Here is a 12,229-nt window from a genome sequence, read left to right as displayed (position 1 = left end):
AATACTTAAATGAAAGACTATTGGTGTTTTATGACGTTGCAATAATTGATTGTGTTGTACAAATAAAGCTAATTGGCAAATTGGAAAGTTTTATTCAATTTCTATATATTCGGATTTACCACCAGACAAATCTCCGTTTAACCAATTCCAATCAAAATTTAATTTGAGTTTTCCATTTTGTGTTTCAGAAATAATACCTTTTGATTCTCCAGCTTTTAGTTCTCCATCAATGGTGAGACATTGATATAAAAGTTCAATTTTAGAATCATCAATCCGCTTGCCGATGATAACCCCTTCTTTTATGGCTCCACCCGAATAGGTTCCTGTTATTGTAGTTCCCTTTTGAGAATAACGAAAAACGGTTTCTCCGGATGATAATCCATTTTTGTTTTCAGCTGTTATAAATTTCTTATTGTTTAAGTTCAATTTGAGTTCTTTTACTGTTTAATTACTTCAATTTCATTGATGAGTTCTAATCCTCTCTGTTTAAATTTTTCTAACTCAGGCAGATATACTTTATAGGCAAAAAAATCTGCTGTAGCGACACGGTTTTTATAGTCTTTACTGTTTATAGCATACTCAATAAATTCATTGTTTATTTTTAATTGTACGTAATCCAACCACCATTCTGTGTTATTTTTCCAATAATTAAAATTGTCTTTGTAATCTTTAGAGCGTAATTCATCATCTACTTGTATTTCCCATAGTTGTTCTTTGTAAAACAGAATTAATTTTTGCACAAGTTCTTCTTTTTCCTGACTTATCTCACCTCTAAAATTTTCTAGTTGCGAAATACCTCTTTGGTTAATGGCTAGTTCTGGATAACCAAAAATTAGAAATGCTATGTTGGGATTTTTAATATAATCTTCTTGTGTATATTCTGATTTTAGAACTTTTTCGAAAACAGGTTTAATATTTTCATAATGGTTAAAGATGTTGTCGATTTTACCTACATCATTTTTGAGATCTTCTTTTACTTTTAGCAGTAATTGATTCAACTCATTATTTTGTTTGCGATTTTCATTCCAGTTATTAATGGAAACAGCGATCAATATTCCTAGAACCACCAGGATAATTTCTCGTATTGCATAGATAAAGAAATTAGACTCTTTCTTTTCTTTTGTCTGTTGTTTATTGAAAACGTTTCTCATTCTTATTTTTCAAGGTTATCTAAATCTTCCAATATGGATTTGGAGATTACATCAATATACGTTAGAGTGGCAGCATAATTGTCTTTACTATACATCGAGTATAGTCTAATATGGTTTTGTGTAATAGTTTTAAAGCTGTGATAGACTCATTGCAACTTGCTACTTATTGAGAGCACTTTCAAATTCACGAAGTGATACTTCTTTTTGTTTTGTTGAATACTTTCCGAAAGCAATTCCTTTATAAAAGTCAACACTTAAATAATCTGTAGTACAAGCAAAAAAGTCATAATCACCTTTATTGCCTTCATCTGAGTCACTCAATATTTTTCTTGGTGCAATTAAGTAATATTTTCCAACCTCAAAATTTGAAATATAAGGTCTGCATAGCATTCCATTGTCACCCCATATTTTGATTCGCTTTTTTGATTCCACACCTTTGTATTTTTTGATGATCTCAACGGTCATCGAAAAAGGCATGTCTTTATCATATCCAAGAATTTTATGATCTAAAAAATCAGTGTATTCGATCACTTTTACTAAGGCCACAAACCCGTTTTGATTTGATATTGCGCTAAAAGAACAGTCTCCTTGGCAGTCGCAGTCGCAAGCAAATGAATTGAAGGAGGATAGTACAAAGAGTAAAATTAGTGTTTTTTGTATCAAAGAGGTTTTCATAGGTCTCAATAATATTTCTTATCAGTTGTAGTTATATTCCAGGACTGACATGCAATATACAAATTGTGAGTTAGATAGCGATTCCTAGCTGATAAGATTTACCTATGCTAATATCATATCTTTAGCATTGCGGCTTCAAACTATGTTTTTATTGGTTTTAGAAAGATATATAATTTATACTACGTTATTATAAAATAAGTACTTGTTGTATTAATCTAACTTAGCCATTAAACCCCAACCGTTTGCTTTATCAATAACTACACAATGTATAGTGTTTAGACCTTTTTTGAAGGGTAAGTGTAGTGTGTTTGAATTAAAATTCATATGTCCCATATATTGTACTCCTTTGGCTCTAAAAGAATTATTACCTGTGAAATACTTTTTGTCATTTAAATAGATTATTATTTTGTCGCTATAATCAAATGAGAAAAGTTTTGTTTCATCCTTAATAGCCGTAATGGTTTTCAAGGCAACGATATAGTCTTCTTTATTCTGTTCAAAATTACCAGAAGAAGATTTTTTTATGTATTTGGAAATGGGTAAAAGCCCCGAAGTTTCAGTTTGTACTGTAGTATATTCTGCATTTAAGATTTTTTCAAAATTCAACCCTTTTACTGTGTAAGGTTTTGCCTTTGTGATTTTCCATTGTGTAATAACAGAAGATTCGGATATTATTGAATCCTTGATTTCTGATTTTGCTTTGACTTTAATATCTCTATGAGTAACCCTAAAGTTCGAAAATCTATTGGAGAATAATGCAAAAAGCCCAATTTCGCCGATGTGTTGTTCTGTTCTAAGTTGATCTATTATAAGTACACTTTGGTTATTTACAAAAACCTCTGCAGCAGTATTTGTAACTTCAATTCGTAAATGATTCCATCCTTTATTTTTAAAAGTTACTTGTGCTTGATATTCTGGGTATAATTGCCAATTGGATTCATTATTAAAAATTGGAGTGTATTGAACCGCGTCTACCTGACTAGATTTATGCATTCTCATATAGACTTCTTCCATATGATCATTTTGTTTTCTAAAAGTAATGCCAGCAAAACTTCTTTTTGAATTTGCGTACACGTCTACTTCTATCGTTCCGTTTCTGAATTGGAGATTTTTAACTGTTGCTCTATTACCTTTTAAAAGGAGTGTTTTTCGATTATCAAAATTTTCAAATATGGCATCCTTCGGTAGGATCCAGTTAGCATCTTGCATATCAATGTTAATTGGCGAATTTTGGCAAAAACCAATTTGGAGACTTACTATTGCAGTGATTGTATAAAGAATTCTCATCGTATTTTTTTTCAAAGATCTAAAGTCTTGGGTTTATTTAGTATATCACTTTAGCAAGGAATACTATCATTTTGAGCTTTTTTTCTAAAAGTATTAGGACTGATGTTTTCCATATTTCTAAAAAACCTAGTTAAATTATTAGGTTCACTGAAATTTAATTCATCAGATATTTCGGTTATTGTTTTGTTCGTATAGCGCAATTCTGATTTAATCTCTTGTAAAAGTCTGTTATTGATTACTTGTTTTGGACTTTGGCCAGTATGTGCTTTTACCAACGTATTGAGTTTATGCCGATCTATTTGAAGTAAATTACAATAATCATTGACAGAATGAGTTTTGCGAATATTTAATTCTAGTAATTCTTTAAACTTATGAATTTTAGAATTAGATCGGGTGTCTGATGAGATATCATAGTATTCAGAATACCATCTATTAAGTTTGGATAAGGAGAAATACAAAAGTGATCGAATGATATGTGAACTATCGTTTTGGTAATTATTTATTTCGGATATAATCTCATTGAGTGCAAACTTAATGATACTATAATATTCGTTTGTTAACTGTAAATATTGAGGCTGTTGAGAGTTGTAAAAATATTGTAATCGATAGGCGAATAGTTTATCATCAAAAAAATCGGAAAGAAAGTCATTTTGAAACACTAAGTGGAATCCTTGTAATCCTTTGGTAGAAATTTTGCAAGATTTTTTCTGAAACGGGCAGATAAAGAAGAAACTATTTTTTGAAACTTCTAAAAGCTCACCATTTAAGTCGATAGTTCCCGAAGCATTTTGGAAAATCATAATTTCAAAGAAATCACAGGTATGCGGATTAGGATCAAAAAATACATTTGGGTTATTTTCAAACGTATGTAGATCCATTAGCAGCTCAAAGCCATATTTTCTTTTTTCAAAAATAAATTTTCTCAAAATCCTTGTTTTTTGATCTTTATAAAAATGTTTATTACTAACATTTTCTATACAAGAATAATGAACTTTTTGTTCCTTTTATGTTATGATTTTACCAAAAAATCAATTGATTACTGGTAGTGTGGAGAAGCTATTTTTTGATCAACTTGCATTGCGCTATTTTAGAATTCCCAATTTTAAAAAAGTAGATTCCGCCATCTAAATGAGAGACATCAATTTTTTGAATTTTTAGAGGGTGTATTTTCATGATTAGTTGCCCCAAGCTATTGTAGATTTGGATGTCTTCTTTTATAGATTCATGAACTTTAATAGTTAAATCACTAGAAGTAGGGTTTGGGTAAATAGAAAGTTTATTGTTTTCTAATACAATATCATCCACAGAAAGACTTGGTTCTAAGGTTATCGTTTGTAATAAGTCATTATATCCTGTTGGCGAATTCCAAGTACCTGTATTTGCGAGTTGAATACTATAATCAGGATTTGTCTGCAGTGTTACATCATTATCTGGAATCCAAAGATATAATTTAAACGTTCCAGAAATGCCAATATCGAAGTTTTGATTTATGGTTGTTGTATTTTCCCAAGTTCTTATATCCGTATCAATCAGTGAGGTAATAATGTCATTTGTTTCGGTATTTTGGATCATAAGATATACATCACGTTCTTTAAAAATTCTTGCAAAACCAACATTCTGAATCTCTAGTGCCAAGTCGAAGTCAAGATTATTTACGGTTACGCTAGATGATGTCAGGGTATATCTATATCCCAATCTTCGTACAATTTCTTCGTAAGTATTAGAAGCAATAACTCCATCCCAAAAAGGAGTATAGAAATCTCTATTAATGGTCGTCCAATTTGTTAAATTCATTTCATCAATGGCATTCGCTCCTGAGGTTCTAAATCCGCTATCACATCCATTAAGACCATTAGTTTCACCTGTCATTGGAAGATATTTTGTTTCGTTGGCAATAAAATTGTAATCAGATGTTCCCACAGGTGTTGCACATTGATTGGAAACGGAATATGTTCCCTGATCCCCATAATCATTTAGGAAAGCATCATTAAAAAAACCAATTCTGGCATTAGCGGTATTTTTGTACGCAGTTTGCTCTGTTAATGGTGTATTCCCATACATAGTTTTTTTAATATTGGCATATCGCACTTGCAAAGGAATATTTGTAGGTGTTGCAGAAAGCATTGCATCTACAATCTCTTTTCTATTGTTCCATTGTTCTGTGGATATAGAACCCTCTGTGCCAAACTCAGCAGAGTTGGTGTAGTACCATTCGCCCCAAGTACCAATAAATCCAGCTTGATGAGACAAGATAATGTCTTTGTTCTCATCTAATATTTGAGCAATTTGACTGATATGCGTTAGAATTTGCGTTTTAGTTGGTTGTTGAGGTTCGGTTCCTTGACTATTAGAGTAAGAAAACCGAACAATTGTTTTTAAACCAGCCAATCTAATATTATCAAAGTCATTTCTAATGTTATCCAGATAGGTGTTATTAATATTTGAATCTAGAAACGCATCTAATAGGAAATACCTAAAAACCACCGTTACTTTATCAGAGCCATTCTTCCAATCCTCCAGCGTTGATACGGATAAATTATTTGCTCCGACAGCAGTAGCATAATTATTAGATGTTATAGAATATTTTTGTAATCCTCTTTCAGGATTAGCAATGATATTTTGAGAACTCGTATAATTTACTGTTTGTGCTATTAAGATGGTATTATAAAAAAGAAAAGCTAAAACTCGAATAACATTACCTGGCGTACTCATAAGTTGGTTTTATCTTTAAAACGATTATGTATAGGATTTGTTGTTTTATGAGTAAAACCAATTTAGTTAGAGTTCGGAATAAAAACAGGCTGGAGGGTTTCTAAAAATGTCTTCAAATATAGGATGTATTGCGTATATTTTCCAGATAGTAGTTTATTTATACAGCTTAGTCTTTTCCTTTGCTAAGAATTCCGTAATTATTTTTATCTGCCTATCCATATTTTTGATTTTTACTATACTATAAATCAAGCTTCTTTTTTTTCCGTCTGTTATTTTATCAAATATTTCTTTGGCTTCAGAATCTTGTTCTAGCAAAACAGAAAGCACTTCAGGAATTTCAACACCCAGTTGATCAGGATCTTCTTCGATTTCATATACTACTTTATCATTCGGTTCTTTATCTAGTTTTTCCAAATACTTTCCTGCAACTATGATATAAAAGTTTCCATCTCCTAGGTGGTTTAAACCACAGCGATAAGAAACTATATTATCTATGGTACAAATCATTCTAGTCGCCCTTTTTCGACTAAATTGGTTAATGATTTCAGAATCAATTTTTAAGTAGAAATATCCACCTTTTCTTTTTTCTAGTTGTTTTATTGTCTGTTCACCAGAATAAGATTTCATAGAATTTTCAATATAAATATTCTTGTAACCAAGTTAAGCTTTTATGGTGTAGTTTTTAATTGTTTATATTTTCTTTGGTCTTATTTTCTTTTCAGAAATAGACATTACAATGCTTTTGGGATTATTGTTTTCAAATATTAGTTCACTATTCATTTTTTCTGATATACCCAATGCTTCCCAGATCAGTTCTTTTATTTCCTCTTTAGGAAAAGATTGAAAATCTTTTACCGAGATATGTCGTATCAATTTTCCTTTTCCATCTAGTTTAATAGTTGTTTTGGATAATTCTGCTCCACGATTAAACCCAAAATTCACATGTTTAGAATACACAGCTATATGACAGAATGCGTCTTTTAATTTTTCGGATTTAGAGTAGGCAAGAGCTACGGCATTATAATTATCCCAAATCAACTCATTAGCCTGAGGAACTAATTCCGTTATAAAGTTTCGTAAATCTAATGTCAACTTTTGAATTTTAGGATCGTAAGGTTTTATAAAACTTTTAAGTTGAGGATTAGGTTGCATACCTTTCTTTTTGATTGAGAATTATCTTATTAAAATATGAATTTTTTATCTTATCCAAAATGATAAGCTACAAGAATATTTTTACATTGAGCAGAATAGTAGAAACTTTGTGTTTTTTTAGGGGAACCTCAATTTCTCATAAGAAATTACTATTTTACTTGATCTTATTACTTTATTTACGACGAATCTTATAGGAATTAAATCCTTTAATTGCGTCCATTTGTTGATACCAAAAAATAATTGGTATTGTAACACTAATAGTTCCAACTGCGCCAAACATACTCCATAAAATTACCGCAGATAAAATCCCAATTCCAATACCAATAAAAATTATTTGGTTATTTATTTCAGCTCTGATGTCATTCACGTGTTTCTTTTCCAATTTTCCACAGTTTTGGCAATTTACGGTGAATTCATTTCCCTTTTCCATCTGTAATTCTGGACGGGTAGAAGCGCTTGATTTTATGCGAACATCTTTTTTACAGGAACTACATCGTGTTGTTAATTTCATACTATCTAAAGATTAATTATAAGTTTTACTTGTTTAACTTATGGTTAAAGTTTGATAGTAAGTGTCATAATGGAGTAAAATGTTACTTTGTTTCTAATAAATACTTTTTCTGGTTTTCAAAAAAGAAGACAAAATCTTGGAATTCAAAAAGGTGATTGTTAGGAATAAATATTTCATTTAGATCTATATACTTATAACTAATTTTTTCCTAAAACAGTTACAATTCTTTGTCCTAGGTCACTAACAATGATATTGTCATTAGAATCTACTGCAATTCCAGTGACTCCCGAAAAGTCACCATCACCAATATACAATATGTTATCAAAATCTATGGTAGTTTTGACAACAACGTTTCCACAAGCAATAAATATATTTTCATCTTTTGTAGCAATATCATAATATATATTGACATTAGGAATCATTACTTTTTTAATAAAATCACCGGATTTATTAAATATTTGTATCCCATTGTTGTCTGACGTAATGATGTTCTCTCCTAAAACAGCAATTCCCCAAGGAAAATCGAAATCCCCATCACCTGAACCATTTTGTCCCCATTTTGTAATAAAATTCCCTTGTGTGTCAAATTTTTGTATTCTATGATTATTATGATCTACAACATATATAAATTCATCTGTATCCACTGCAATTTGTCTAAAAAATCCAAACTGGCTATTTCCATTTCCAGATGATCCCCATTCGTTTAGTATAGCACCGTTTTGATCGCTGACAGAAATTATATTTTCGGCGGATTTGGTCAAGATAAACCTTCCGTCATTAAAGAAGTGGATATTTCTTGGAGAGTTTATTGTTTGAAATCTGTTCAAAAATGTACCATCATTGTTGAATCTTTCAATCTTGCCGCCATTTGTGTCAACTACATAAATGTTGTCGGATGAATCGATCGATATGTGTTCATTGGACAAGAATTCACCATCTTGAGTACCTTCCGAGCCGAATGAGTATAAAATTTGATACGATTCTGTTGGATTGGTATTACAATCGAAAGTGGTGGAGGTGATTTCTTCAGAATCTAGGATATTATTATTATTTAAATCGATACCAAACTCTATCTTAATCCCACCATTTTCACAATTAGTTCCAGCTGGTTCATCTGTTATTCTTGTAATACTATTGTTCCCATTATTTCCGTTGCAAATAAAATTTGTTGCATTTATTTCTGCTTCATCAAGAATTCCATTTGCATTTGTATCTAATCCAGATTCAATTTTTAATCCTCCATTTTCGCAATTACTTCCAACGGGTTCATTTGAAATTTTGGTTAAAGAATTGCTTCCATCTAATCCGTTACATATATAAGCTGTCGTAGAAACTTCAACTTCATCAAGAATCCCATTGTTGTTGATATCTATTCCCGAATCAACTTTTAGACCACCACTTGTACAATTTATCCCAGCAGGTTCACTAGTAATTTTGGTCAAGGAATTGTTTCCATTTATTCCATTACATATATATGCCGTTGCAGAGATTTCTGTTTCATCAAGTGTTCCATTCGCGTTAGTATCTAATCCAGAGTCAATTTTTAACCCTCCATTCTCACAATTAGTACCGGCTGGCTCATTAGTAATTTTGGTCAGAGAATTACTCCCATTTATTCCATTACATATATATTGAGTTGCAGAAACCTCTGTTTCATCAAGAATTCCATTTTCATTACTATCTAAACCAACTTCAAACTTTATACCTCCATTTTCACAATTATCACCGCTTTGTTCGGTAGAAATATTAGTTAAGCTATTTAGTCCAATACCTTGAGGACCTTCTTCGCCTTCACAAGCCGTGAACATAGTTACAGATAAAGCGAAAACTAAAAGATGCAGGCCAGTAAATTTGTTATTCTTCATATGATTATTTGATATTTAGATGTAATGTCATATATAAGTATCTTTACTAGGCAAAATGTTACTATGTTTTTTTGCTTTTTCTTGCTGTTTTTTGGCAGTTTTTAGTTTAGAAAAACCTTACTTTAATTAAATGTATAAGCTATTTTGCTGATTAGTTGATTGTTATTGTGTTGTTAGCAGCTGTTTCTTTGTTTGATAGTCTAAATAGCAAAACGAATTTTCGCCTAACCAAAATACCTTATTTAAACAAAATAGCAGTAATGGTAATTACCATTACCGCTATTCTAATATTTTCCGTTGTAAAAAGTTACTATCGGTTTACCCGGTAATTACCAGCTTCAATCTGAAAAGTTTTCATCAAGCGTGTCCAAGTATTTATTTGTGAAATAGCTAGTGTTAGGATGATAATTTCTTCTTTTTTAAATTGGTTTTTAATGACTTGGTAATCTTTTTCTTTTATTGGTTTTGGAGCAAGCTTGGTGAGTATCTCCGTAAAGTATAAGGCGGCTCTTTCTTTATTTGTGAAATAACTGGTTTCTTCCCAAACGACAAGCGAAGATAACCGTAGATCAGTTTCTTTAAGGTGTTTTAATTCTTTATGATGCATATCTACGCAATATGCGCATCCATTGATTTGGGCTACTCTAAGTCGCATCAATTCTAATAGTTTTAAATCGATTCCAGAGTTATTGATATAATTTTCTAGATCCATGAGTTTTCCCAACATTTCTTTCGGGATTTCGGTAAATGATATTCGTTCCATTTTTGTTCTATTTAAAGTTTAGCACAAAAGTAGTTTTGCGAAAAATGGATGAGGTTAAGATATCTTAAGAAATGTATTTGGCTCTTATGGTACTTAGATGTTGAGGAGTAATTTCTAAATAAGAAGCAATCATGTATTGTGGTACTCGCTGACTGAAATTGGGTAAAGTAGCAATGAACTTCTCATATCTACTCTTACTATCTAAATTGAGATAGAATTCACTACGTCTTTGGATTGCGATAAGCCAATTTTCGGTTATTTCTCGAAATATTCGTTCGAGTGCTGGAATTTTTGAGAGTGCTTTTTCCAGTTCAGATTTTTCAATTTGTAAGATGATACTATCTTCTAAAGCTTGTATGTAACTGGTAGAAGGTGCCTCATTTTTGTAACTATCCCAATTGGTAAGCCACCAATTTTCTATAGCAAATTGAGTTATTTTTTCAGTTCCATTATGATCTATATAAAATGTTCTGGTCAAACCTTTGGAAATGAAATATTGATGCTTACAAGTCTTACCAGCTTCTAATATATATTCAGATTTAGAGAACTCTTTTAATTGCATTAGGGTAAAAAAGTAGTCAATGTCAGAAATTGATATTTTTCCATATCGTCTAAAATATGCTGCTAATTGTTCTTTTTCTGTCTTAGCTGATTTCATTTTTTAAAAGAAATTTAGACTTAATTCTGCTTAATGTTTCATGCGATATATTTATGTAAGAGGCGACTACTTTATTTGGTAAACGTTTTACAATATCTGGATTTACATCAAATAATTGCTCATAACGCTCTAATGCATTTAAGGTAGTAAAAGAAATTAATCTCTTGGAATTATTTACATAGGCTTTTTCTAAATAAATATTATAAAAGTCTTTCCACTTGGGAATCGTTTTCATCAGTTGTCGGAAATCTCTGTGAGTAATATATAAAAGTTCACTGTTTTCAATGACTTGAATAGATTCCTGAGCTGGTTGATTCGTAATAAAACTTACTAATTCTGTAGCGAATTGATTTTCGAAGGCAATATATCGTGTGATATCCTTGCCTTCTTCATCTATATAAAATAAACGTAAACAACCTTTTACGACGAAATAACTAACCTGACTATTTTTACCCTTTGGTAATAAAATATCATTCTTGTTTTTATTTATAGATTTAAAATATGACAAAACAATTTTTAAATCATCATCATTAATGTCGATATTCTTTTTTATGAAATAGGAGAGTTCTTTATGATCAATCATTTACTTATAGTCTCTTACAAATTTACGATATTGAACAATATCCTGAATTGACAATACACTCAAATTATGCTCTTTAGCAAACTGTAGTATTGAATCATCTTTGGCCATTGTTCCATCATCATTCATGATTTCGCATAAGACAGCTTCAGGTTTTAGTCCCGCTAGTTTCATTAGATCTATACTTCCTTCTGTATGTCCTTTTCTTGCTAATACTCCATTATCATTAGCTCTTAATGGAAAGATATGACCAGGTTTTACTAAATCACTATTTTTAGCGTTTTCATTGCTAGCTACTTGAATTGTTGTTAATCTATCTTTAGCAGAAACTCCAGTGGTTACTCCTTCTTTTGCTTCAATACTGATCGTAAAGGGTGTTTGAAAACTACTAGTATTTTCTTCTACCATATAGGGTAAATCAAGTTGGTCAGCTTTTTTATTTGTCATACATAAACATACGATACCACTACATTTTCTAATCATTAAAGCCATTTGATTGATAGTCATGGTATGTGCAGAAAATATTAAATCACCTTCATTCTCTCTATTTTCATCATCTACTAAGATAACTCCATTTCCGTTTTGAAGATGTGTTATTGCATTTTCCAACCGTTCTTCACTGTTGATACCAAATGTTTCTAGTTTGTTTAACTGCGCAATTATCATTTTGTATTTTTTAATTTATAGTTACAAAACTAATGCTGTTTTTAACCATACTATTTGACCTAAGTCAATAAATTGAATAGAGAGCTTTGGAATACCTATCACATTCAGCTTACAGCGACTTATCGATGTAGACTTTAATGACAATAAAATAAAAGGCACCTCTGAAAATAACAAGACTTTTGAAATTAGATATCAACGATTAAGTGAAA

The 12,229-nt window shown here is 30.9% G+C and carries 14 protein-coding genes; all 14 read right to left on the bottom strand.

From position 1 onward, the window contains the following. Positions 1-90 precede the first annotated feature (90 nt). On the bottom strand, positions 91-426 hold the full coding sequence (locus ABD077_RS23420; protein WP_343914633.1) for an avidin-fold protein: 336 nt from the start codon (positions 424-426) through the stop codon (positions 91-93). 11 nt (positions 427-437) lie between these two features. Then, positions 438-1,151 (bottom strand): DUF6090 family protein, encoded by a 714-nt coding sequence (locus ABD077_RS23415; RefSeq protein ID WP_343914632.1) that lies wholly within the window; start codon positions 1,149-1,151, stop codon positions 438-440. Between the two features lie 159 nt (positions 1,152-1,310). After that, positions 1,311-1,826: a hypothetical protein gene (locus ABD077_RS23410; protein ID WP_343914631.1), complete on the bottom strand. Its 516-nt coding sequence runs from the start codon at positions 1,824-1,826 to the stop codon at positions 1,311-1,313. Positions 1,827-2,036: 210 nt separating this feature from the next. Then, on the bottom strand, positions 2,037-3,113 hold the full coding sequence (locus tag ABD077_RS23405) for a 3-keto-alpha-glucoside-1,2-lyase-like domain-containing protein (RefSeq protein WP_343914630.1): 1,077 nt from the start codon (positions 3,111-3,113) through the stop codon (positions 2,037-2,039). A gap of 50 nt (positions 3,114-3,163) precedes the next feature. After that, on the bottom strand, positions 3,164-4,039 hold the full coding sequence (locus tag ABD077_RS23400; protein WP_343914629.1) for an AraC family transcriptional regulator: 876 nt from the start codon (positions 4,037-4,039) through the stop codon (positions 3,164-3,166). 130 nt (positions 4,040-4,169) lie between these two features. Beyond that, entirely contained in the window at positions 4,170-5,825 is a 1,656-nt protein-coding gene (locus ABD077_RS23395) for a DUF4874 domain-containing protein (RefSeq protein WP_343914628.1), read from the bottom strand. A gap of 153 nt (positions 5,826-5,978) precedes the next feature. After that, complete coding sequence (locus tag ABD077_RS23390) at positions 5,979-6,452, bottom strand: YdeI/OmpD-associated family protein (protein ID WP_343914627.1); 474 nt, start codon at positions 6,450-6,452, stop codon at positions 5,979-5,981. Positions 6,453-6,515: 63 nt separating this feature from the next. After that, a complete protein-coding gene (locus ABD077_RS23385) occupies positions 6,516-6,977 on the bottom strand; it encodes a DUF1801 domain-containing protein (RefSeq protein ID WP_343914626.1) in 462 nt (153 codons plus the stop codon). 172 nt (positions 6,978-7,149) lie between these two features. Continuing rightward, entirely contained in the window at positions 7,150-7,488 is a 339-nt protein-coding gene (locus ABD077_RS23380) for a hypothetical protein (RefSeq protein ID WP_343914625.1), read from the bottom strand. 197 nt (positions 7,489-7,685) lie between these two features. Continuing rightward, a complete protein-coding gene (locus ABD077_RS23375) occupies positions 7,686-9,353 on the bottom strand; it encodes a DUF7151 family protein (RefSeq protein ID WP_343914623.1) in 1,668 nt (555 codons plus the stop codon). A 310-nt stretch (positions 9,354-9,663) separates the two neighbouring features. Further along, the gene (locus tag ABD077_RS23370) at positions 9,664-10,116 is read right to left on the bottom strand and encodes a carboxymuconolactone decarboxylase family protein (RefSeq protein WP_343914622.1); all 453 of its coding nucleotides are present in this window, start codon (positions 10,114-10,116) and stop codon (positions 9,664-9,666) included. Between the two features lie 64 nt (positions 10,117-10,180). Then, positions 10,181-10,774 (bottom strand): Crp/Fnr family transcriptional regulator, encoded by a 594-nt coding sequence (locus tag ABD077_RS23365; RefSeq protein WP_343914621.1) that lies wholly within the window; start codon positions 10,772-10,774, stop codon positions 10,181-10,183. After that, positions 10,761-11,357, bottom strand: coding sequence for a Crp/Fnr family transcriptional regulator (locus tag ABD077_RS23360; RefSeq protein WP_343914620.1), 597 nt, complete (start codon positions 11,355-11,357; stop codon positions 10,761-10,763). Before ABD077_RS23360 ends, ABD077_RS23365 begins: the two co-directional genes overlap by 14 nt. Then, the gene (ribB, locus tag ABD077_RS23355; protein ID WP_343914619.1) at positions 11,358-12,020 is read right to left on the bottom strand and encodes a 3,4-dihydroxy-2-butanone-4-phosphate synthase; all 663 of its coding nucleotides are present in this window, start codon (positions 12,018-12,020) and stop codon (positions 11,358-11,360) included. Positions 12,021-12,229 lie beyond the last annotated feature (209 nt).

This window comes from Aquimarina litoralis, assembly GCF_039523995.1.
GTDB classification, from domain to species: Bacteria; Bacteroidota; Bacteroidia; order Flavobacteriales; family Flavobacteriaceae; genus Aquimarina; species Aquimarina litoralis.
The sequence above is the reverse complement of the archived record's forward strand: the minus strand, read 5'-3'. Positions and strand labels throughout refer to the sequence as shown.

What these genes read in the sequence shown, in the direction of transcription:
- ABD077_RS23415 (WP_343914632.1), bottom strand. Translation starts at nt 1,151, where the DNA reads ATGAGAAACGTTTTCAATAAACAACAGACAAAAGAAAAGAAAGAGTCT.
- ABD077_RS23410 (WP_343914631.1), bottom strand. Translation starts at nt 1,826, where the DNA reads ATGAAAACCTCTTTGATACAAAAAACACTAATTTTACTCTTTGTACTA.
- ABD077_RS23405 (WP_343914630.1), bottom strand. Translation starts at nt 3,113, where the DNA reads ATGAGAATTCTTTATACAATCACTGCAATAGTAAGTCTCCAAATTGGT.
- ABD077_RS23395 (WP_343914628.1), bottom strand. Translation starts at nt 5,825, where the DNA reads ATGAGTACGCCAGGTAATGTTATTCGAGTTTTAGCTTTTCTTTTTTAT.
- ABD077_RS23390 (WP_343914627.1), bottom strand. Translation starts at nt 6,452, where the DNA reads ATGAAATCTTATTCTGGTGAACAGACAATAAAACAACTAGAAAAAAGA.
- ABD077_RS23385 (WP_343914626.1), bottom strand. Translation starts at nt 6,977, where the DNA reads ATGCAACCTAATCCTCAACTTAAAAGTTTTATAAAACCTTACGATCCT.
- ABD077_RS23380 (WP_343914625.1), bottom strand. Translation starts at nt 7,488, where the DNA reads ATGAAATTAACAACACGATGTAGTTCCTGTAAAAAAGATGTTCGCATA.
- ABD077_RS23375 (WP_343914623.1), bottom strand. Translation starts at nt 9,353, where the DNA reads ATGAAGAATAACAAATTTACTGGCCTGCATCTTTTAGTTTTCGCTTTA.
- ABD077_RS23370 (WP_343914622.1), bottom strand. Translation starts at nt 10,116, where the DNA reads ATGGAACGAATATCATTTACCGAAATCCCGAAAGAAATGTTGGGAAAA.
- ABD077_RS23365 (WP_343914621.1), bottom strand. Translation starts at nt 10,774, where the DNA reads ATGAAATCAGCTAAGACAGAAAAAGAACAATTAGCAGCATATTTTAGA.
- ABD077_RS23360 (WP_343914620.1), bottom strand. Translation starts at nt 11,357, where the DNA reads ATGATTGATCATAAAGAACTCTCCTATTTCATAAAAAAGAATATCGAC.
- ribB (WP_343914619.1), bottom strand. Translation starts at nt 12,020, where the DNA reads ATGATAATTGCGCAGTTAAACAAACTAGAAACATTTGGTATCAACAGT.